This is a genomic window from Streptomyces sp. NPDC050610 (assembly GCF_040654875.1).
Lineage (GTDB): Bacteria > Actinomycetota > Actinomycetes > Streptomycetales > Streptomycetaceae > Streptomyces.
On sequence record NZ_JBFAIV010000035.1, the window covers coordinates 58,636 to 79,079 of the forward strand.

Below are 20,444 nucleotides of genomic sequence, written 5' to 3' on the forward strand. Positions count from 1 at the left end.
GCGCGTTCCGACCGGGCCTGAGCGGGCACGTCCCCGTGTCCGACCAGGCGCGTTCCCGCGTCCGTACGCGTCGGCCGCTGTCACCGTTCGGCTTCAGTACGGCCGCGGCGGGCGCGCGGCGTCGGAGCTGTCGGTGACTGCTCGTAGACTCGTCTGCCGTGGATACGACCCTTCAGGACCCCCTCGTCGGGCAGCTGCTCGACGGCCGCTACCGAGTCGAGGCGCGCATCGCCGTCGGTGGCATGGCCACGGTCTACCGGGCCGTCGACACGCGGCTCGACCGCGTGCTCGCGCTCAAGGTGATGCACCCGGCGCTCGCCGCGGACGGCGCCTTCGTCGACCGGTTCATCCGGGAGGCGAAGTCGGTGGCGAGGCTCGCGCACCCCAATGTGGTGGGCGTCTTCGACCAGGGCACCGACGGCACGTACGTCTATCTCGCGATGGAGTACGTGGCCGGGTGCACGCTGCGCGACGTGCTGCGCGAGCGCGGCGCGCTCCAGCCGCGCGCCGCCCTCGACATCCTGGAGCCGATCCTCGCCGCGCTGGGCGCCGCCCACCGGGCGTCCTTCGTACACCGCGACATGAAGCCCGAGAACGTGCTGATCGGCGACGACGGCCGGGTCAAGGTCGCCGACTTCGGGCTCGTACGGGCCGTGGACAACAACACCACCGCCTCGACGGGGTCCGTGCTCGGCACCGTGTCGTACCTCGCCCCCGAGCAGATCGAGCACGGCACCGCCGACACCCCGGCGGACGTGTACGCCTGCGGGGTGGTGCTCTACGAGATGCTGACCGGCGCCAAGCCGCACACCGGCGGCACCCCGGCGCAGGTCCTCTACCAGCACCTCCACGAGGACATCGCGCCGCCGTCCGCGGCAGTGCCGGGACTGCCCGCCGTACTGGACGACCTGGTGGCCGCCGCCACCGCCCGCGACCCGGAGTCGCGCCCCGCCGACGCGGTGGAGCTGCTCGGCCTGGCCCGTACGGCGCGCGCCGGGATGAGCGACGCGGAGCTGGACGCGGTGCCGCCGCGGGCGCAGACGGCCGAGCACGACGGCTCCGAGGACCGTACGAGCGTGCTCCCGCGCTCCATCGAGGCGCGGGCGGCACGGGCGGCGGACGACGCCTCGTACGACCGCACCACCCGGCTGGAACGGCCGTCCGCCCCGGCGGCCGGAGCCAGGGTCCCCGCCCCGGCGGCGGCGTCCGGCCGTCGCGGGCCGCGCCGCTCGGTGCTGGCGCTGCTCGGAGCGGTGCTGGTGATCCTGTTGGGCACGGGCGTCTGGTACATCAATTCCGGCCAGTTCTCCAAGGTCCCGGCCGTCCTGGATCTCACCCGGGCGCAGGCGGAGCAGAAGCTGCACGAGTCCGGGCTGAAGTCGAAGGCCCGGCAGGACTTCAGCGATGTGGTGGAGCGCGGCCATGTCATCGGCACCGACCCCAAGCCGGGCGACCGCATCCGCAGCACCGGCACGGTGACCCTGACCGTCTCGCGGGGGCCGGAGCGGACCAAGGTGCCCAACGTCTCGGGCATCCCCCTCGACCAGGCCAAGAAGCAGATCGCGGACGCGGGGCTGACGCTCGGCAAGGTCCGCCAGGAGTTCAGCGACGAGACGGCCCAGGGCTCGGTGCTCGCCACCGAACCGGGGCCGGGCAGCGAGCGCAGGCCCGACACGGCCGTGGCGGTCACCGTCAGCAAGGGGAAGAAGATCGACATCCCCGAGGTGACGGGCGACTCGGTCGAGGACGCGACCAAGGAGCTGAACGAGAAGGGCTTCAAGGTGAAGGTCGCCGACGAACAGGTCTTCTCCGAAGAGGACAAGGGCGACGTCGCCCAGCAGTCCCCGGCCGAGGACAGCCCGGCGGCGAAGGGCGATACCGTGACCCTCACGGTCTCCAAGGGCCAGGAGATGGTCGAGGTCCCGGACGTCACCGGCGACAAGACCGACGACGCCAAGAAGAAGCTGACCGCCCTGGGCTTCGAGGTCGAGGTGAAGAAGCCGTTCTTCTTCCCGAAGGACACCGTGGACAAGCAGTCGGTCGACGGCGGCGACGAGGCCCCCAAGGGCAGCAAGATCACTATTACGCTCAAGGGACTCTGAACTCATGCGCAACCCCGTCGGCGGCCACATCCCCGTGGCCGGCGGACTCGCGAGGACCGGCCTGCCGTACGCCGCGGAGATGGCCGCCGAGGCCGTGCAGGTCTTCGTCGCCAACCCGCGCGGCTGGGCGACGCCGCCGGGCGACCCGAAGCAGGACGAGGCGTTCCGCGCCGGCTGCGCCGAGCGGTCCCTGCCCGTGTACGTCCACGCGCCCTACCTGATCAATTTCGGCTCCCACACCGAGGCGACGGCCGAGCGGTCCGTCGATTCGCTGCGCCACTCGCTGCGGCGGGGCCGGGACATCGGGGCGCGGGGCGTCGTGGTCCACACGGGCGCGGCGACGGGCGGCCGGCCCCGGAGCGAGGCGCTGGCGCAGGTCCGCGAGCGGCTGCTGCCGCTGCTGGAGGAGCTGACCCACGAGGACGACCCGTGGCTGCTGCTGGAGGGGACGGCCGGGCAGGGCGCCTCGCTCTGCTCCCGGGTGTGGGACCTGGGCCCGTACTTCGACGCGCTGGAGCGCCACCCGAAGCTGGGCGTCTGCCTGGACACCTGCCACGTCTTCGCGGCGGGCCACGACCTGGCCGGGCACGGCGGGATGAAGCAGACGCTCGACGAGCTGGTGTCGGTCGTGGGCGAGGGCCGGCTGAAACTGATCCACGCCAACGACTCCAAGGACGTCGTGGGCGCGCACAAGGACCGGCACGAGAACATCGGTTCCGGCCATATCGGTGCCGAGCCGTTCCGGGAGCTGTTCGCGCACCCGGCGACGGAGGGCGTGCCGCTGACGATCGAGACGCCGGGCGGCAAGGAGGGGCACGCCGCCGACGTGGCGCGGCTGAAGGCGCTGCGCGACGGGCGGGACGCGGCCGACGGCTCGTGACCGGGCGGGCGGCCTGAGACGCCCGGATATGCGGTCGGGTCTGCGTAGCCGGGCGTACGTGATCGGGCCTACGCGCCGGGGCCACGCGACCGGCCTTACGTGACCGGGCCGCCGCGATCGGCCCTTCACACCTGGGCCCTACACGACCGGCCCTCCCCGATCGGCCTCAGAGCTCCGGGCCGTCGCCCGGTTCCTCCTGGTAGGAGTAGCGCTGCTCGCGCCAGGGGTCGCCGATGTTGTGGTAGCCGCGCTCCTCCCAGAAGCCGCGGCGGTCGGCGGTCATGTACTCGATGCCGCGGACCCACTTGGGGCCCTTCCACGCGTAGAGGTGCGGGACCACGAGGCGGGCCGGAAAGCCGTGCTCGGCGGTGAGCGGGTCGCCGTCCTTGTGGGTGGCGAAGATGGTCTTCGCGCTGGTGAGGTCGGACAGCCGCAGGTTCGAGCTGAAGCCGTACTCGGCCCAGACCATCACATGGGTGACATCGCTCGCGGGCGGCGCGAGCGCGAGGAGCGCGGCGGCGGGGACGCCGCCCCACTCGGAGCCGAGCATGCTGAACTTCGTGACGCAGTGCAGGTCCGCGGTGACGGTGGAGTACGGCAGCGAGGCGAACTCCTCGTGCGTCCAGCAGTGCTTGTCGCCGTCCGCCGTGGCGCCGAAGACCCGGAACTCCCAGCGGTCCGGCCGGAACTTGGGGACCGGCCCGTAGTGCGTCACCGGCCAGCCGCGCTGTAGCCGCTGCCCCGGGGGCAGCTGGAGGTGGTCTCCCTCACGACTTTGCGACTGACCCATGGGTCCATGGTGTCAGACCTTCGGGTATGGCCATGACCAGCGCATCCGGGATTCGGGCAACTCGTACTAAGCGTGCACTTACTGGACGGTCAGCGGGGGCGGTGGAAGGATGCGCGCAACTTGCCCGTACCCGCTTGGAAGGAGCCTTGGCGATGCAGGGCGACCCCGAGGTCCTCGAATTCCTCAACGAGCAGCTGACCGCCGAGCTGACCGCCATCAACCAGTACTTCCTGCACGCGAAGATGCAGGAGAACTTCGGCTGGACCAAGCTCGCGAAGTACACCCGCTCCGAGTCGTTCGACGAGATGAAGCACGCGGAGCTCCTCACCGACCGCATCCTGTTCCTGGAGGGGCTGCCGAACTACCAGCGGCTCTTCCACGTACGGGTCGGCCAGACCGTCACCGAGATGTTCCAGGCGGACCGGCAGGTGGAGGTCGAGGCCATCGACCGGCTCCGGCGCGGGGTGGAGATCATGCGGGCCAAGGGCGACATCACCTCGGCCAACATCTTCGAGTCGATCCTGGCCGACGAGGAACACCACATCGACTACCTCGACACGCAGCTGGAGCTGGTCGAGAAGCTCGGCGAGGCCCTCTATATCGCGCAGGTCATCGAGCAACCGGACAGCTGACCGCGGCAGCGGCCCACGGAGGTTCCGGAACGATCCGGGGAGGACGCGGGGAAGACCGGGCTCAGCTCAAGGAGGACGGAAGCCGGACCGGGCTCAGTGGGCTCAGGCCGCTTCCGCCGTATACGGCCGCGCCTCGGCGTCGAGCGCCACGGCGGGCTCGCCCTGGTCGAGCAATTCCCGGCGGGGGCAGGCGCCGCGGCCGAGCAGGGCCTGGATGCGCTTGACGCAGCCCCCGCAGTCCGTGCCCGCCTTGCAGGCCGACGCTATCTGGCGAGGAGTGCACGCCCCGGTGTCCGCGTGGTCGCGAACCTGCTGTTCGGTGATGCCGAAGCAGGAGCAGACGTACACGCGGTTCACCACCCGAGATCATTTAGTGAGGTTACCCTTACCTTACCCGGTCCCGGGGGCCGCTAACAACGCCGTGGGGCGCGGATCACAGGATCCGCGCCCCACTGTCCGTATTCCGGATGCCTACTGGTCCCGGTACATCTCCGCGACCAGGAACGCCAGGTCCAGCGACTGGCTGCGGTTGAGCCGCGGGTCGCACGCCGTCTCGTAGCGCTGGTGCAGGTCGTCGACGAAGATCTCGTCGCCGCCGCCCACGCACTCCGTGACGTCGTCGCCGGTCAGCTCGACGTGGATGCCGCCCGGGTGGGTGCCGAGGCCCTTGTGCACCTCGAAGAAGCCCTTGACCTCGTCCAGCACGTCGTCGAAGCGGCGGGTCTTGTGGCCCGAGGCCGCCTCGAAGGTGTTGCCGTGCATCGGGTCGCAGATCCACGCGACCTGCGCGCCGGACGCCGTGACCTTCTCGACCAGGGTCGGCAGCCGGTCGCGGACCTTGTCCGCCCCCATCCGGGTGATGAAGGTGAGCCGGCCCGGCTCGCGCTCCGGGTCGAGCCGCTCGATGAGCGTCAGCGCCTCTTCCGGGGTGGTCGTCGGACCGAGCTTGACGCCGATCGGGTTGCGGATCTTGGAGGCGAACTCCAGGTGCGCGCCGTCCAGCTGGCGGGTGCGCTCACCGATCCACACCATGTGGCCCGAGACGTCGTAGAGGTCGCCGGTCCGCGAGTCGACGCGGGTCAGCGCGGACTCGTAGTCGAGGACGAGCGCCTCGTGCGAGGCGTAGAACTCGACGGTCCGGAACTCCTCCGGGTCCGCCCCGCAGGCGTTCATGAAGTTCATCGCCCGGTCGATCTCGCGGGCGAGCGCCTCGTAGCGCTGCCCGGAGGGCGAGGACTTCACGAAGTCCTGGTTCCAGGCGTGCACCTGGCGCAGGTCCGCGTAGCCGCCGGTGGTGAAGGCCCGTACGAGGTTCAGCGTCGCGGCGGAGGCGTGGTACATCCGCTTGAGCCGCTGCGGGTCCGGGATGCGGGCCGCCTCGGTGAACTCGAAGCCGTTGACGGAGTCGCCGCGGTACGTCGGCAGGGTCACCCCGTCGCGGGTCTCGGTCGGCTTGGAGCGGGGCTTGCTGTACTGGCCGGCGATCCGGCCGACCTTGACCACCGGCACCGACCCGGCGTAGGTCAGCACGGCGCCCATCTGGAGCAGCGTCTTGAGCTTGTTGCGGATCTGGTCGGCGCCGACGGCGTCGAACGCCTCGGCGCAGTCGCCGCCCTGGAGCAGGAACGCCTCACCACGGGCGACGGCTCCCAGGCGCTGGCGCAGCTGGTCGCACTCGCCCGCGAAGACGAGCGGCGGATAGGACTCAAGCTCCGCGATCACATCGCGCAGAGCCTCTTGGTCCGGCCAGTCAGGCTGCTGCGCCGCGGGAAGGGAGCGCCAGGTGTTGCCACCGGCGTGGGATTCAGCGTTCACGGTCACCCGCCACAGGTTACGTGCTCGGAGCGGTGCGTTACCCCCGCGCCCGGAAGATGAGACGGCCGACACGCCCGTACGCGGCCCGCGAACCCTCCGCTTCCGGGGCCGATATCCGCGGAAGCTCAACGCGTGGCCGGTTATGACCGTTCCGTGAAGAGGTTGTGGTCAGGACGTGACCGCATCTGCCACTCTCTCCCCGCCCCGGTCGGGCCACGGCCGGGGCCACCGTCTCCCGAGGGAGTGCCCGTGAAGATCCTCCGCAAGTCCGCCGCCGTCACCGCCGCCGCGGCGGCCGCCGCGCTGCTGTCGCTCGCCGCCGCACCGGCCGAGGCCGCGCCGCCCGCCACCCACCCGGGGATGACCTGGGCGCGGATGGCCGACGGGCCCGACGGCAGCGTCCGGGTCGGCGGCCCGGGCGGCACGCCGAGCGACCCGTACAAGGGCGACACCCCGGCCACCGCCCAACTGCCGGTGCTCTGCCTCAGAGTCGACGGCAGCCCGCTGCCGGACGGGCTGACCCCGGACTTCTACGGAGGCTGGGCGCAGGGCACCGTCGCGGCGAGCCGGCCCGTGAAGGGCTCCAGGCTCAACAGCCGCGCCGCCGCCGACAGCGTGTGCGCGGCGGCCTTCGGCGCGGGCTGGCGGATGGCCGAGTTCCACGACGGCCGCTACGGTCCCGACCTCCAGTACTCGGGCGGCTGGTCCTTCTGGGCCTACGGCGATCTGCCGAAGAACACCCGGTTCTGGACCGCGATCAACGACCAGCCGGCCAACCCCTGGAACTGACCGGCCCCGGAGTCCGGTGTCCGGTACTTCGGGCCGGACACCGGCCGCCGGACCGGTCCGTCCGGTAAGGTGCCTGGCATGTTCGCGCACTCGATGCAGACGCATTCGAACCAGGCTTGGTGGTGGACCGCTCACTCGGCGGCCCACTGATCGCGCGTACACCACCACTTCGCGAAGGCCGCCCGAGGGGCGGCCTTCCGTGCGTTCCACGGCCGTTCCTCCTCAGACAGAAGGAACTCCGCCATGCATCGCGACACCGCCGCCCTCGTGGCACGGCTGCTCGGCGACGACTGCCCGCCGTTCGCCCTGCTGCACCGCCGCACCCCCGGCCGCGCCGACGACACCGTAGAACTCCTCCTCGGACCGGTCGTCGAGGCCGAGCGGCTGGCCGACATCCCCTTGCCCGCCGGGGCGCCGGACAGGGACGGTCCGGTGCACGACGCGCTGGCGCTGGTGCCGTTCCGGCAGATCCGCGAGCGCGGTTTCGACGTGCGCGACGACGGGACGCCGCTGTCGGTGCTGCTCCCCCGCGAGTCCCACGAACTGCCCCTCGCCGACACCCTGGCCGCCCTGCCCGCGCACGAGGTACGGGTCGAGGACGGGCGGTTCGACGTGAGCGACGACGAGTACGCGCGGATCGTCGAGCGGGTCGTCGAGGACGAGATCGGTACGGGCGAGGGCGCCAACTTCGTCATCCGGCGGACCTTCGACGGGCGCGTCGACGGCTTCTCGGCCGCCGATGCCCTCGCCCTCTTCCGGCGGCTGCTGTCCGGCGAGCGCGGCGCGTACTGGACGTACGTCGTGCACACCGCGGAGCGGACGCTGGTGGGCGCCAGCCCCGAGGTGCACGTGCGGATGTCCGGCGGGACCGTCGTGATGAACCCGATCAGCGGCACCTACCGCTACCCGTCCGAGGGCCCCAGCGGCGACGGGCTGCTCGCCTTCCTGCACGACCGCAAGGAGGTGGAGGAGCTGTCGATGGTCGTGGACGAGGAGCTGAAGATGATGTGCACCGTCGGCGACCGGGGCGGCGTCGTGGTCGGGCCGCGGCTCAAGGAGATGGCCCACCTCGCGCACACCGAGTACGAACTGCGGGGGCGGACCTCGCGGGACGTGCGGGACGTGCTGCGGGAGACGATGTTCGCGGCGACCGTCACCGGCTCCCCCGTGCAGAACGCCTGCCGGGTCATCGAGCGGCACGAGCGCCACGGACGCGGCTACTACGCCGGGGCGCTGGCCCTCATCGGCCGGGACGCGGGCGGCGCGCAGACGCTGGACTCGCCGATCCTGATCCGGACCGCGGACATCGACGCCGACGGCGCGCTCAAGGTGTCGGTGGGCGCCACGCTCGTACGCCGCTCCGACCCGCGCGCCGAGGTCGCCGAGACACACGCCAAGGCCGCGGGGGTGCTGGCCGCGCTCGGAGTGCGGCCCGCGCCCGTACGAGACACCGCGGCGCCGGCGGTGCGGCTGGCGGACGATCCCCGGGTACGGGCCGCCCTGGACGCCCGGCGCGGCGACCTCGCGCCGTTCTGGCTGCGGATGCAGACGCCCGAGCTGGAGGGCGGGCTGCACGGCCACGCGCTGGTCATCGATGCCGAGGACACCTTCACCGCGATGCTCGCGCACCTGCTGCGGTCCTCGGGGCTCCAGGTGACGGTGCGGCGCTACGACGAGCCGGGGGTACGGGCCGCTGCGCTGACGCACGAGGGGCCGGTGGTGCTGGGGCCCGGTCCGGGCGACCCGTCGGACACCGCCGACGCGAAGATGCGCTTCCTGCGCTCCCTCGCCGCCGAGCTGCTGCGCGGGCACCGGCACGGGGTGCTGGGCGTGTGCCTGGGCCATGAGCTGATCGCGGCGGAACTGGGCCTGGAGATCGCGCGCAAGACGGTGCCGTACCAGGGCGCCCAGGAGCGGATCGACTTCTTCGGCCGTACGGAGACGGTCGGCTTCTACAACACGTTCACGGCCCGCTGCACCGACCGCGCCGAGGTGGAACTGGCGATGCACCGCGTCGAGCTGAGCCGCGACACCGAGAGCGGGGATGTGCACGCGCTGCGCGGGGCGGGCTTCGCCGGGGTGCAGTTCCACCCGGAGTCGGTGCTGACGCTGAACGGCGCCGCCATCGTGGCGGACGTGCTCGCGGCGGTGACCGTCGCCTGAGCCCGGGCGGGCGGGGCGGCACGCGAAGGGGGCCGCCGGGCAGGTGCGAAGGCACCGCCCGACGGCCCCGTGCGGGTCCGGGCGCGATTCCGATCTCAGGCCGCGGCGGGGGCCCGGCTTCGGCAGGCCACCGGCATCGGGCCCGGCCGGAGCCCACGGCCGAGAGCCCATCCGGCTCCCGGTCGCCGGCCCGGCCGGCGCGGCCCCCGGCCCTCAGCCGAAGAAGACGCCGACCTCCGCGTACAGCTCGGGGGCGACCGTCTTGATCTTCGCGGTCGCCTCGGCGAGCGGTACGCGCACGATGTCCGTGCCGCGCAGGGCGACCATCGAGCCGTACGCCCCGTCCCGCACCGCCTCGATGGCGTGCAGCCCGAACCGGGTGGCGAGCCAGCGGTCGAAGGCGCTGGGGGTGCCGCCGCGCTGGACGTGGCCGAGCACGGTCGTACGGGCCTCCTTGCCGGTCCGCCGCTCGACCTCCTTCGCCAGCCACTCCCCCACCCCCGACAGCCGGACATGGCCGAAGGAGTCCTGCGTCTGATCCTTGAGGACCATGTCGCCGTCCTTGGGCATGGCGCCCTCGGCGACGACGACGATCGGGGCGTAGCTGGCCTTGAACCGGGAGGTGACCCAGGAGCAGACCTGGTCGACGTCGAAGCGCTGCTCCGGGATGAGGATGACGTTGGCGCCGCCCGCGAGCCCGGAGTGCAGGGCGATCCAGCCCGCGTGGCGGCCCATCACCTCCACCACCAGGACGCGCATGTGCGACTCGGCGGTGGTGTGCAGCCGGTCGATGGCCTCGGTGGCGATGTTGACGGCGGTGTCGAAGCCGAAGGTGTAGTCCGTCGCGGAGAGGTCGTTGTCGATGGTCTTGGGCACGCCGACGCACGCGACGCCGTACTCGTCCGAGAGCCGGGCGGCGACGCCGAGGGTGTCCTCCCCGCCGATCGCGATGAGGGCGTCGACCTCGTGCTTGACGAGGTTCTCCTTGATCCGGCGGATGCCGTTCTCCACCTTGAGGGGGTTGGTCCGCGACGATCCCAGGACCGTGCCGCCGCGCGGCAGGATGCCGCGGACGGCCGGGATGTCGAGGGGGACCGTGGCGCCTTCGAGCGGTCCGCGCCAGCCGTCCTTGAAGCCGGCGAACTCGTAGCCGTACTCCTGGACGCCCTTGCGGACGACCGCGCGGATGACCGCGTTGAGCCCGGGGCAGTCTCCGCCACCGGTCAGCACTCCGACCCGCATGGAATCTCTCCTTCTCGCACAGGGACCCGACCCCGGCCACGCTAATGGTGATCCAGGCCACAGGGGATGGTGCGATCGGCGAATTCCCCGCTCACAGAGGCGAGTTGACGCGAAGCGTTCACTCGTACGAGCGGATGCCGGAGCGGCGCGGGGGCGCGGAGGCACACCAGGGGCGCGGGGAGCCGCGCGCCCGGCGGAACGCGAAGGCTCCCGGGCCCGGCGCGGCGTCTACGCCTCGTCGAGGCCGCGCTCTATCGCGTACCTCACCAGCTCCACCCGGTTGTGCAACTGCAACTTGCCCAGCGTGTTCTGCACATGGTTCTGCACCGTGCGGTGCGAGATGACGAGCCGCTCGGCGATCTGCTTGTACGAGAGCCCCTTGGCGACCAGCCGCAGCACCTCGGTCTCCCGGTCGGTCAGCTGCGGCGCCTTCGGGTCGTCGGGCGCGGCCGGCGGCGGGTCGGTGGCCAGCCGCCGGTACTCGCCGAGGACCAGCCCGGCGAGGCCCGGCGTGAACACCGGGTCGCCGACCGCCGTCCGGCGCACGGCGTCCACCAGCTCGTCCGTACTGGCCGACTTCATCAGATAGCCGGTCGCACCGGACTTCACCGCCTCCAGCACATCGGCGTGCTCGCCGCTCGCGGAGAGCACCAGCACCCGCAGCGCGGGGTTCTCCCCGACCAGCTCCCGGCAGACCCGCACCCCGGGCATCCCCGGCAGATTGAGGTCCAGGACCAGCACGTCGGGCGCGGCGGCCTGCGCGCGGCGCACCGCCTGCGGTCCGTCGCCGGCCGTGGCGACCATGTCGAACCCGGCCGCGGCCAGGTCGCGGGCGACCGCGTCCCGCCACATCGGGTGGTCGTCGACGACCATGACCTTCAGCGGCCGCTCGTCCGTGCTCACCGTCTCGCTCTCACTCACTGCCGTCCTCCATTCCCCCGCGGAACTCTCAACTCGACTTCCGTGCCCTGCCCCGGCACCGACACCAGCTCGGCGCTGCCGCCCAGGTCCCGCAGCCGCCCGCGGATCGACAGCGCGACGCCCATCCGCCCCTCCCGTTCGGCGTCGGCCAGCCGCCCCTCGGCGATGCCCGGGCCGTCGTCCCGTACGGTCACGAGCACCTCTCGCGGCTCGTCCTCCAGCAGAATCCAGGCCCGCGCCTCCTCGCCCGCGTGCTGGCGGACATTGTCCAACGCGGCACTGACAGCGGCCGCCAGCTCCACCGCCGCACCCGCCCCGAGCATCACCGGCGTGCCCGGTTCGGCGAAGGAGACCCGCGCCCCGGCGTGCACGGCGAGCAGCACCCGTACGTCGCAGGGCCCGCCGCCGCCGGCCTCCGACGCGTCCGGCGGCTGCTCCGACGCCCGTACGGCCTGTACGAGTTCGGTGTCCTTGGCGTCCTGCTCGGGTGTGCGGTGGGCGGGCACCAGCCCGCTGGAGACCAGGGAGCGCAGCGCGATCTCCTGCTCGCCCGCCATCCGGCCGAGGTCGGCCGCCTCGCCGCCGATCTCCGCGCCGCGCCGTTGCACCATGGCCAGCACCTGGAGGACGCTGTCGTGGATGTCGCGGGCCAGCCGCTCGCGCTCGCGGGTCGCCGCCTCGATCTGGAGGGCGCGGGCCAGGGTCCGCTCACTGGCGCGGGCCACCTCGACGATGTAACCGATGGCGATGGAGGCGACCCAGACCAGCAGCACGTTGTGGACGGTGTCGCGGGCTATGCCGCCGCGCTCCACGAGGTTGGCGACGGCCACCAGGGTGGAGGCGACCGCGGCCCAGCGCCAGCCGCCCTTGATCGCGAAGCCGAGGACGGCGCCGGCCACCCAGATGGAGGGCAGCGTGGGCGCTCCGTCGTCTATCCGGGCCCAGGAGTCGACGACGGCGGTGAGCAGGATGCCGCCCAGCGCGATGGTGAGGTCGGCGATCAGGAACCGCTTGGTGCAGCGTTCCGGGGACGTCGTCCAGCTCCAGGTGAGGGCCATCCAGCCGGTGAGGCCCGCCATGTAGCAGCCGGCGCCCCAGGGATGCGCGAAGTCGCGGTAGTTGACGATGAAGAGCGCGAGCGCGTAGCCGAGCGTCAGAATGCGGTAGCCGGTCAGCGCCCGCCACAGCGGCAGCTCGACCGACATCCGTATGACGCGCGGCGGTTTCGTCCGCGGCCCCCGCCTGTCCTGTGCCATTGCCCCACCCCTCGCCGGGAGCGGCTACGCCCCGGGCTTGCGCGCCTTCGCGGCCTCGGCCCCCTTGGCCTTCGCGGCCTTCTCTTCCTCCGCGGCCTTCTTCGCCTCTTCGGCGATCTGCCGTTTGGCGGCCGTCGCGTAGATGTCCACGTATTCCTGGCCGCCGAGCTTCATGATCTCGTACATGACCTCGTCGGTCACCGAGCGCAGAATGAAGCGGTCGCTTTCCATGCCGTGATAGCGGCTGAAGTCCAGCGGTTCGCCGATCCGGATGCCCGGCCGCATCAGTTTGGGCATCACCTTGCCCGGCGGCTGGATCTTCTCGGTGTCGATCATCGCGACGGGGATGACGGGCGCCCCGCTGGCCAGCGCCACCCGCGCCAGGCCGCCCGGTTTGCCGCGGTAGAGCCGCCCGTCCGGCGACCGGGTGCCCTCCGGGTAGATGCCGAACAGCTCGCCGCGCTCCAGCACCTCCAGGCCGCTCTTGATCGCCGCGTCCCCCGCCCCGCGCCCGCCCGAGCGGTCGACCGGGAGCTGTCCCACGCCCTTGAAAAAGGCGGCGGTCAGCTTTCCCTTGACACCCGGAGAGGTGAAGTACTCCGCCTTCGCGATGAAGGTGACTTTCCGGTGGAGTACGGCCGGGAGGAAGAAGGAGTCCGAGAACGACAGGTGATTGCTGGCCAGAATCGCGGGGCCCTCGTCGGGGATGTTCTCCAGCCCCTCCACCCACGGCCGGAAGGCGACCTTCAACGACCCGCCGATGGACAGCTTCATAGCGCCGTAGAACAACCGAGGACCTCCTGTATGCGACGAGGAGACCTTACCTGCCTACCCGCCGTGCGGCGCTCCGCGTACGCTGAGGTGCAGACCCTCCCGCCCCCATTTACCGATCGGAGACATCGGTGCCGCTCCTCCCCGGAGCCGAGCCGTTCCGCCACGAAGGCGGAGAGGTAGGCGTCCTCGTGTGTCACGGCTTCACCGGCTCCCCTCAGTCCGTACGGCCCTGGGCCGAGTACCTCGCGCGACGGGGCCTGACGGTGTCCTTGCCGCTGCTGCCCGGCCATGGCACGCGCTGGCAGGACATGCAGGTCACCGGCTGGCAGGACTGGTACGCGGAGGTGGACCGGGAGCTGCGGGCGCTGCGCGGGCGCTGCGCGAAGGTCTTCGTGTGCGGGCTGTCGATGGGCGGCACGCTGGCGCTGCGCCTGGCCGCCGAGCACGGCTCGGACGTCAGCGGCCTCATCCTGGTCAACCCCGGCAACAAGATGCACGGGCCGGCGGCCCGGACGCTGCCCGTGACGCGGCATCTGGTCCGTACGGCCAAGGGCATCGCCAGCGACATCGCCAAGCCGGGCACCCCGGAGATCGGCTACGGCCGGGTGCCGCTGCACGCCGCGCACTCGCTGCGCCGCCTCTTCCAGGTGGTCGACGCCCAACTGCCGCGAGTCGACCGGCCGTTGCTGCTGCTGCACAGCCCCGAGGACCATGTGGTGCCGCCGGTCGACTCGGCGCGCATCCTGGGCCGGGTGGCGTCGCGGGACGTCACGGAGCGGCTGCTGGAGCGCAGCTACCACGTGGCGACGCTCGACTACGACGCGGAGTTCATCTTCGAGGAGACGTACGCGTTCATCGGCCGGCTCGCTCCGAGCGTCGCCGAGGGCGTCGGCAAGGAGGGGGCGGCCGCCAGTGGCTGAGCGAAACGCGGATCGCGAGGACGGGCGCGATCCGCTGAGCGGTACGGGCGGCGGGAGCGGCGACGGCCGGCCCGCGAAGGGCGCGGACGAGCCACCCGCCGGGACGCCCGGCGAGCCGCCCGGCCCGCCCGACGCCGACGCACCGAAGTCCGCGCCGGAGCCGCTCGACGAGGAGGCGGTCTGGGCGCAGCTCGTCGCCGCGTACGGGGAGCAGCCCGACCCGGAGACCGGCCGCTGGCCGGCCACCGGCGACGACGAGCCGTACGACGAGCGGAAGGGCCCGGTCAAGGAGGCGCCGGACCCGGCGCTGCCCGAGCAGGACCAGCCGAACCAGCTGAACAAGCCGGACCAGCCGGATCGCACCGGCGGGGCGGGCGAGCCCGGCCGGCCCGCGGGCAGCTTCGTCGTGTACGCGCCCGGCGTCGGCCCCCGCGACCACACCCCGGCCGAGGAGGGCCCCGACGAGGGCCACTTCGTGCCGCCCGAGCCGCCGCCGCTCCCCTCCATCGACGTCACGGCCCGCTTCGCCTGGCTCGCCGTCCTCGGCGGCCCCCTGCTGCTGCTCGTCATGGTCCTGCTCCGCCAGGAGCTCACCTGGTGGATCACCACCCTCGGCGTGGGCGGCTTCCTCGGCGGCTTCGCCACCCTGGTCATACGGATGAAGGACGGCGACGACGAGGAGGACGACGACCCGGGCCGCGGCGCGGTCGTCTGAGCCCCGGAGGACGCGGGAGATCGCCCGCCCGGAAGATCCGGGCGGGCGATCTCGGCTCAGGCCGTACGGTCAGGAGTCCGCGGGCGGCACCCGCAGCGCGGCCAGCACGGGGAGGTGGTCCGTGGCGGCCCGCAGGTCGCTCTCGGCCACGCCCGGCAGCCCCATGGGGACGCCGCAGCCGAGGATCTCGACGCCGTCGGTCGCGAAGACGGCGTCGATGCGCTGGAGCGGGTCGCCCAGCCGGGTGGTGTGCTCGCGGCCCCAGGGCTTGGCGGCCCAGCCGTCGTGCAGCGCGTCCGCCAGCAGGCCGAAGGTGCGGCCGTCGGGGCGGTCGTTGAGGTCGCCGGCCGCCACGGCGTGCGGGACGCCGAGGGCGGCCAGCTCGCCGAGGAGCAGCTTCCCCTGCTCGTACCGCTCCTCGTCGCTCATGCTCAGATGGCAGCTGAGGACGCCGAGCCGGGCCCGGCCGAAGCGGAGCACGGCGGTGGCGAAGCCGCGCTGGTGCAGTCCCGGCGTGCGGGGCAGCAGGACGTCGCGGGCGTGCTCCACGTGCGGCCGGAGGGTGGAGAGGATCATCGGGCCGGAGGCGGTGGCGCCGCCCCCGACATAGACCAGGTCGGCGGCGCGGGCGAGCCGGGCGGCGGCCTTGCGCCAGCGGAAGAAGCGGGGCGCCTCCTGGACGCAGACGATGTCGGGGGCGCAGGCCCGGATGACGCGGGCCAGTGCGTCGGTGTCGTCGCGCATGGAGCGGATGTTGTAGCTGAGCACGCGGACCAGCGCCGAGCCGTCGGGTTCGGTACGGGAAGCGGGCAGGTCCGCGAGCATCACATCGCCCTGTCTGTAGTTGGCGTTATCGGGATGGAAGCCGTGCTGTCAGCCCTGCCGTGCCAGGTCGGCCGCTCCTACCAGCCCCGCCTCGCCGCCGAGCCGCGCGGCGAGCACCTGGGCGTGCGGCCGCCACTGGCCGCCGACCAGCCAGCGCCGGAAGGACTTGCGGATCGGGTCGAGGACCAGGTCGCCCTCGTCCGAGACGCCGCCGCCGACGATGAACGCCGACGGGTCGAAGAGCGAGGCCAGGTCGGCGAGGCCGGCGCCGGCCCAGCGGGCGAGCTCGCGGAAGGAGTCGACGGCCACCGGGTCGCCGCGGCGGGCGGCGGCGCTGATGTGCTTGCCCTGGATGCCGTCGATGGTGCCGTCGCCGAGGGAGAGCAGGATCTCGGCGTTCTCCGGGGTCGCGTTGGCGCGCTGGTGCGCGTAGCGGACGAGGGCGCGGCCGGAGGCGTACTGCTCCCAGCAGCCCTGGCTGCCGCAGCCGCAGAGCAGCCCGTCGGGCACGACGCGGATGTGGCCGAACTCGCCCGCGACGCCGAACCGGCCGCGGCGCAGCTTGTTGCCGATGATGACGCCGCCGCCGAGGCCGGTGCCCAGCGTGATGCAGATGACGTCCTCGTGGCCCTTGCCCGCGCCGAACTTGTACTCGCCCCAGGCCGCGGCGTTGGCGTCGTTCTCGACGACGACCGGCAGCGAGATCCGCTGCTCGACCTTGTCCTTGAGCGCTTCGTGGCGCCAGTCGATGTTCGGGGCGAACAGGACCGTGGCCCGTTTGTCGTCCACGTAGCCCGCGGCTCCGATGCCGACGGCCTCGACGGCGTACCCGGCGCTGACCGTGCGCACCGCTTCCGCGATGGCGTCGATGACCCCCTCGGAGGTCTGCGGGGTCGGCACCTTGCACGTCGCGAGGATCGAGCCTTCTTCGTCGACGACGCCGGCCGCGATCTTCGTGCCGCCGATGTCGACGCCGATGGTGAGTCCCATGTGTCCCTCAGTTTTTCGGTCGAACCCCGCCGGGCCCAACGTTACCGGAGGGGGGACGGCCTCCGGTCCGGACCGCGAAGCGGACGCGGGCCTCCCGGTCAGTCGAGGTCGATCCGCTCTGTGCCGCCGCCCTCGCCCTCGCCCTTCGAACCGCTCTCGCCGTCCGCGCCCTTGGTCCAGCGCCGCTCCTGGTTCTCGACGGCGGAGCGGTAGGCGGCGAGCAGCTCCGAACCGGCCGCGGCCAGGTGGTCGAAGACCTCGGGGTTGCGCTCGATCACCGGCTCCACGGCGTTCTTCGCCTGCGTGATCAGATGCCGTACGGCCCCCTGGGCGGCCATCCCGGCGAGCGGCAGCTCGATGCCGGACACCTTGTCCGCCACGGCGTCGACCAGCTTGCGCAGTTCCTCGGCGGCGGAGCCGGGGGGCGGTCCGTACTGCTGACGGCGGCGCGCCTTCTCCGCGGCGAGGTCCTCGGCGCACGCCTTCTCCCAGGCGTCGGGCTCCGCCCTGTCGTCGACGGGGCGCTCGGTGGCATCGCTCATGGCGGACTCCTGCGGCGAGGCTGCTGTTCCCCTCGACGTTACCCGAACGGCGCACAGCGATGGTCTGCCCCACCGCGCCGCGCCGCGGGCCCCGGCCGGCCTCAGAAGCTCTTCGGCCACAGGGCGGGATCGGGGGTGAACCGCACCCGCAGTACACCGTCCCGCAGCCCCGCGCCGGAGACGGTGCAGCGGCGCAGCGCGGAGGGCAGGGGCAGGACACGGCGGAAGGGGCTGACGCTGACGATGAGTTCATCGCCGCGCCGTACCAGGTCGAGGCCCTCGCGCCGGGCGCCGGGCAGCGGCAGCAGCCAGACGAGCACGCCGTCCTCGGAGAGCCGGTCCTCGACGGTCCACGGGTCGGCGGCGCGGTCGTCCGGTCCGGCGGTCCCGGGGGCGAGCCCCGGGGCCGCGGACGCGCCGCCGGCCGTCGTCACGCAGCGGCCGGCCAGTTCCGCCGCATCGTCCGGGCCCTGGATGTCGCGGCCCAGGTGGGGGAGTTCGCAGACGGTCGCGGCAGCCTGGCCGTACTCCTCGTGGATCTCCTTGAGCGCGGTCTGCTGGCGGCCGGAGAGGGCGGCGAGGAAGGGGTCCGCGGAGCCGGTGGGCAGCAGCCGGTTGGCGACGACGGCGTCGATGCGGCAGCCCTGGAGGGCGAGTCCGGCGCGGGCGGCGCGCAGCGCCTCGGCGGCGTGCGCTCCGGGCTCGACGACGAGGCGTACGGTCGTCGACGCGGACTCGATCACGCCCTGTACGGCGGCGAGTTCGCGCTCCCAGTGCTCCGCGTGCTCGTACAGCTTCTGGGCGGGCATCGGCACGCCGACGAGCTGGGCGAGCATGGGCCGCAGCGCGCGGGCCGCCTGCCGCTCGGTGGGCAGCAGGCGGCGCAGATAGCGGCGCAGCTGCTCGGGCAGTGCGAGCAGCCGGGCCGTCTCCGCCGCGGGCGGGGCGTCGACGACGATCAGGTCCCAGCCGCCGTCGGTGTGCGCGGAGCGCAGGGCGGCGAGGGTCGCGAGGGCCTCGGCGCCGGGCAGTTCGGTCAGTTCCTCGGCGTCGAAGGGCGCCGCGCCGAGCAGGTCGAAGAGGGAGGCGCCGCGCTCCTGGAGGTCCTGGGCGTGGCCGCGGAAGCGGACGTCGGCGTCGATACGGGCGGCCCACAGGCCGGGGGCGGCGGGTATCGGCTCGACGGGCGCGAGCGATTCGGCGGGCAGGTCGGCGGCGAGCACCGCGCCCGGCACGGGGCCGCGGTCGGCGGTGAGCAACAGCGTCCGGCTGCCCTCGCGGGCGGCGGCGAGCGCCGTGGCGGCGGCGACGGTGGTGCGGCCCGCCCCGCCGGTTCCGGTGACGAGGACCGTACGCACGAGGAGCCTCCGGCGGTGGGGAGCGTGGATCGGGGGGGGCGGCGCCCGCTGCGGAGGGGGTGCCGTGATGGGGGGAACGGGACGTTTCGCGGGGCCGATGCGTCGCCCGGTGGGGGTGCGGCGCTACTTCGCGGGCGCGCCGGGCGTCACGTGACGGGCGCTCCCGGCGTCACTCGGCGGGCGTCCCGCCGCCCTCGACGCGCTTCTTGAGGCCGGCCAGCGCGCGGTCGATGACGACCTTCTCGGCCTTGCGCTTGATCATCCCGAGCATGGGGATCTTGACGTCGACGGTGAGCTGGTACGTCACCTCGGTGTGCTTGCCGCCGGCGGCCGGGGCCAGGCTGTACGAGCCGTCGAGCTGGCGCAGCATCTGGGACTTGACCAGCGACCAGCTGACCGTGTCCCCGGCGTCGCTCCAGGTGTAGGCGAGGGTGTGGTCGTCCTTGATCGCGCCGGCGTCGAGGACGAGCCGGACCTGTGCGGCGCGGCCCTGGTCGTCCTTGGCCAGCACCTCGGCCTCCTTGACCTCCCCGGTCCACTCCGGGTAGCGGTCGAAGTCGGCGATCACCGCCATGACCTCGTTCGGGGCCGCCTCGACCGTGATGCTTGAGCTGGTGTGTTCCGCCATCTCCGTGGCTCCTCCGTACCGGTCCGCCGCCTGGTGTGCCTGCCGGTGAAGGCTACCGCGCGCCGGTCGAACGGCAGACCGCACCTCGACTCAGCGTGACGGGCGGCGCCCCGCGCTCGCGCGGCCGGGCCTCCGCCGGCGGCCGGGGGCCCGCGCCTCCACCTTAGGAGTGCCCCGATTCACCATTGCAAGGCCCATGGCCTGCCGGTGGACGCGAAGTGACCGACATTGACGCATTCTGTCGCTCCGATCCGCATCCTGCGGACGAGCGGCTGGTGGACGTGGCCGAAGACGGAGTAGGCCGGGCGGAGTTCGCGGATGGCGTCGAGGAGGGCCGAGCTGCCGCGCTCGAAGCGGCGCGCGACGGTGTCGTAGCAGAGCTCCGGGACCTCGGGCGGGATGTGCGAGCAGAGCACGTCGACCTCGCCGAGGGCGGCGATCTTCGCGGCGTAGACGTCCTCGTCGACCTCGTACGGGGTGCGCATCGGCGAGGGCAGGCCGCCGCCGACAAAGCCGAAGACCCGGCCGCCGATCTCGACCCGCTCGCCGTCGAGCACGGTGGTGCCGGGACCCGCGTATTCCGGCCAGAGCCGGGGGATGTCGACATTGCCGTACGTGGCGTAGGTGGGCGTGGGGAGGGCGGCGAAGAGCTCCGCGTACTGCTTGCGCACGGCGGTCTCGATGGCGCTCTCGCGGTCGATGCCGCCCCAGAGCCTACGGCCGAGGTCGCGGGCCTCGTCGAAGCGGCGGGCGGTGCGCAGCTCCACGAGCCGGTCGGCGTTGGCCACGCCGAAGAGGTCCGGGAAGATGCCGCGGGAGTGGTCGGCGTAGTCGAGGAACAGGACGAGGTCACCCAGACAGACCAGAGCGTCGGCGCCCTCGCCCGCCCTGGCGAGATCTGTGCTGTTGCCGTGCACATCACTGACCACATGGACTCGCATACGGATCACCCTAGGCCGAATGTCGTCGCCTCCGGAAGGTCCCCGACCTGCGGTTACTTCCCGGTCACCGGAAGGAGGGACTAGTCTGCCAGGACCAGTCCCATGGCATGCGGCGCGTCGTGTGACGCATTGAACATCTGGGCGTCACCCCTACCCCATGG

Annotated in this window: 20 protein-coding genes; 7 read left to right on the plus strand and 13 right to left on the minus strand. The window is 72.7% G+C overall.

Translation table 11 applies throughout. The features are described 5' to 3' along the window. The first annotated feature begins 158 nt into the window (after positions 1–158). Positions 159–2,102: a Stk1 family PASTA domain-containing Ser/Thr kinase gene (pknB, locus tag AB0I22_RS32250; RefSeq protein WP_363134529.1), complete on the plus strand. Its 1,944-nt coding sequence runs from the start codon at positions 159–161 to the stop codon at positions 2,100–2,102. 4 nt (positions 2,103–2,106) lie between these two features. Continuing rightward, positions 2,107–2,982, plus strand: coding sequence for a deoxyribonuclease IV (locus AB0I22_RS32255; protein ID WP_363134530.1), 876 nt, complete (start codon positions 2,107–2,109; stop codon positions 2,980–2,982). A gap of 166 nt (positions 2,983–3,148) precedes the next feature. Here AB0I22_RS32255 and AB0I22_RS32260 read toward each other — a convergent pair whose 3' ends face one another. Then, complete coding sequence (locus AB0I22_RS32260; RefSeq protein ID WP_363134531.1) at positions 3,149–3,772, minus strand: sulfite oxidase-like oxidoreductase; 624 nt, start codon at positions 3,770–3,772, stop codon at positions 3,149–3,151. A gap of 152 nt (positions 3,773–3,924) precedes the next feature. Here AB0I22_RS32260 and bfr point away from each other — a divergent pair, with 152 nt between their 5' ends. Continuing rightward, positions 3,925–4,404, plus strand: coding sequence for a bacterioferritin (gene bfr, locus AB0I22_RS32265; protein WP_363134532.1), 480 nt, complete (start codon positions 3,925–3,927; stop codon positions 4,402–4,404). Between the two features lie 102 nt (positions 4,405–4,506). On the opposite strand, the gene AB0I22_RS32270 is transcribed toward bfr, so the two are convergent. Together AB0I22_RS32270 and AB0I22_RS32275 are read right to left on the minus strand one after the other, a co-directional pair. Further along, positions 4,507–4,761 (minus strand): (2Fe-2S)-binding protein, encoded by a 255-nt coding sequence (locus AB0I22_RS32270; RefSeq protein WP_363134533.1) that lies wholly within the window; start codon positions 4,759–4,761, stop codon positions 4,507–4,509. 114 nt (positions 4,762–4,875) lie between these two features. After that, positions 4,876–6,225 carry a class II 3-deoxy-7-phosphoheptulonate synthase gene (locus AB0I22_RS32275; protein WP_363134534.1) on the minus strand — a complete coding sequence of 450 codons (1,350 nt, stop codon included), beginning with the start codon at positions 6,223–6,225 and terminating at the stop codon, positions 4,876–4,878. A gap of 243 nt (positions 6,226–6,468) precedes the next feature. On the opposite strand from AB0I22_RS32275, the gene AB0I22_RS32280 reads away from it, so the two are divergent. After that, complete coding sequence (locus AB0I22_RS32280; RefSeq protein ID WP_363134535.1) at positions 6,469–7,008, plus strand: hypothetical protein; 540 nt, start codon at positions 6,469–6,471, stop codon at positions 7,006–7,008. Positions 7,009–7,251: 243 nt separating this feature from the next. Beyond that, entirely contained in the window at positions 7,252–9,171 is a 1,920-nt protein-coding gene (locus AB0I22_RS32285; protein WP_363134536.1) for an anthranilate synthase family protein, read from the plus strand. A gap of 213 nt (positions 9,172–9,384) precedes the next feature. Here AB0I22_RS32285 and AB0I22_RS32290 read toward each other — a convergent pair whose 3' ends face one another. From AB0I22_RS32290 to AB0I22_RS32305, 4 genes are all read right to left on the minus strand, one after another. Next, complete coding sequence (locus tag AB0I22_RS32290; protein WP_363134537.1) at positions 9,385–10,413, minus strand: 6-phosphofructokinase; 1,029 nt, start codon at positions 10,411–10,413, stop codon at positions 9,385–9,387. Between the two features lie 228 nt (positions 10,414–10,641). Next, complete coding sequence (locus AB0I22_RS32295; RefSeq protein WP_363134554.1) at positions 10,642–11,286, minus strand: response regulator transcription factor; 645 nt, start codon at positions 11,284–11,286, stop codon at positions 10,642–10,644. 44 nt (positions 11,287–11,330) lie between these two features. Beyond that, entirely contained in the window at positions 11,331–12,590 is a 1,260-nt protein-coding gene (locus tag AB0I22_RS32300; RefSeq protein WP_363134538.1) for a DUF5931 domain-containing protein, read from the minus strand. Between the two features lie 24 nt (positions 12,591–12,614). Then, positions 12,615–13,379, minus strand: coding sequence for a lysophospholipid acyltransferase family protein (locus AB0I22_RS32305; protein WP_363134539.1), 765 nt, complete (start codon positions 13,377–13,379; stop codon positions 12,615–12,617). A 113-nt stretch (positions 13,380–13,492) separates the two neighbouring features. Between AB0I22_RS32305 and AB0I22_RS32310 the strand changes: the two genes are divergently transcribed. Next, positions 13,493–14,284 (plus strand): alpha/beta fold hydrolase, encoded by a 792-nt coding sequence (locus AB0I22_RS32310; protein WP_363134540.1) that lies wholly within the window; start codon positions 13,493–13,495, stop codon positions 14,282–14,284. After that, a complete protein-coding gene (locus AB0I22_RS32315) occupies positions 14,277–14,999 on the plus strand; it encodes a hypothetical protein (protein WP_363134541.1) in 723 nt (240 codons plus the stop codon). Before AB0I22_RS32310 ends, AB0I22_RS32315 begins: the two co-directional genes overlap by 8 nt. Positions 15,000–15,068: 69 nt before the next feature. Here the strand turns inward: AB0I22_RS32315 and AB0I22_RS32320 are convergent, their stop codons facing one another. From AB0I22_RS32320 to AB0I22_RS32345, 6 genes are all read right to left on the minus strand, one after another. Next, positions 15,069–15,824 (minus strand): endonuclease/exonuclease/phosphatase family protein, encoded by a 756-nt coding sequence (locus AB0I22_RS32320; RefSeq protein WP_363134555.1) that lies wholly within the window; start codon positions 15,822–15,824, stop codon positions 15,069–15,071. A gap of 48 nt (positions 15,825–15,872) precedes the next feature. After that, positions 15,873–16,814 carry an ROK family glucokinase gene (locus tag AB0I22_RS32325; RefSeq protein ID WP_363134542.1) on the minus strand — a complete coding sequence of 314 codons (942 nt, stop codon included), beginning with the start codon at positions 16,812–16,814 and terminating at the stop codon, positions 15,873–15,875. Between the two features lie 98 nt (positions 16,815–16,912). Then, positions 16,913–17,356 carry a DUF5304 domain-containing protein gene (locus AB0I22_RS32330; protein ID WP_363134543.1) on the minus strand — a complete coding sequence of 148 codons (444 nt, stop codon included), beginning with the start codon at positions 17,354–17,356 and terminating at the stop codon, positions 16,913–16,915. Between the two features lie 101 nt (positions 17,357–17,457). Next, positions 17,458–18,714 (minus strand): ArsA-related P-loop ATPase, encoded by a 1,257-nt coding sequence (locus tag AB0I22_RS32335; protein WP_363134544.1) that lies wholly within the window; start codon positions 18,712–18,714, stop codon positions 17,458–17,460. 169 nt (positions 18,715–18,883) lie between these two features. After that, positions 18,884–19,342: an SRPBCC family protein gene (locus AB0I22_RS32340; RefSeq protein WP_363134545.1), complete on the minus strand. Its 459-nt coding sequence runs from the start codon at positions 19,340–19,342 to the stop codon at positions 18,884–18,886. Positions 19,343–19,521: 179 nt separating this feature from the next. Then, the gene (locus AB0I22_RS32345) at positions 19,522–20,283 is read right to left on the minus strand and encodes a metallophosphoesterase (protein WP_363134546.1); all 762 of its coding nucleotides are present in this window, start codon (positions 20,281–20,283) and stop codon (positions 19,522–19,524) included. Between the last annotated feature and the right edge of the window lie 161 nt (positions 20,284–20,444).

Bases quoted from the DNA above. Each gene is read 5' to 3' on its own strand.
- AB0I22_RS32255 (WP_363134530.1), top strand. From the start codon at position 2,107: ATGCGCAACCCCGTCGGCGGCCACATCCCCGTGGCCGGCGGACTCGCG.
- AB0I22_RS32285 (WP_363134536.1), top strand. From the start codon at position 7,252: ATGCATCGCGACACCGCCGCCCTCGTGGCACGGCTGCTCGGCGACGAC.
- AB0I22_RS32320 (WP_363134555.1), bottom strand. From the start codon at position 15,824: ATGCTCGCGGACCTGCCCGCTTCCCGTACCGAACCCGACGGCTCGGCG.
- AB0I22_RS32295 (WP_363134554.1), bottom strand. From the start codon at position 11,286: ATGGTCGTCGACGACCACCCGATGTGGCGGGACGCGGTCGCCCGCGAC.
- AB0I22_RS32340 (WP_363134545.1), bottom strand. From the start codon at position 19,342: ATGGCGGAACACACCAGCTCAAGCATCACGGTCGAGGCGGCCCCGAAC.
- AB0I22_RS32300 (WP_363134538.1), bottom strand. From the start codon at position 12,590: ATGGCACAGGACAGGCGGGGGCCGCGGACGAAACCGCCGCGCGTCATA.
- AB0I22_RS32290 (WP_363134537.1), bottom strand. From the start codon at position 10,413: ATGCGGGTCGGAGTGCTGACCGGTGGCGGAGACTGCCCCGGGCTCAAC.
- AB0I22_RS32260 (WP_363134531.1), bottom strand. From the start codon at position 3,772: ATGGGTCAGTCGCAAAGTCGTGAGGGAGACCACCTCCAGCTGCCCCCG.
- AB0I22_RS32345 (WP_363134546.1), bottom strand. From the start codon at position 20,283: ATGCGAGTCCATGTGGTCAGTGATGTGCACGGCAACAGCACAGATCTC.
- AB0I22_RS32330 (WP_363134543.1), bottom strand. From the start codon at position 17,356: ATGAGCGATGCCACCGAGCGCCCCGTCGACGACAGGGCGGAGCCCGAC.
- bfr (WP_363134532.1), top strand. From the start codon at position 3,925: ATGCAGGGCGACCCCGAGGTCCTCGAATTCCTCAACGAGCAGCTGACC.
- AB0I22_RS32325 (WP_363134542.1), bottom strand. From the start codon at position 16,814: ATGGGACTCACCATCGGCGTCGACATCGGCGGCACGAAGATCGCGGCC.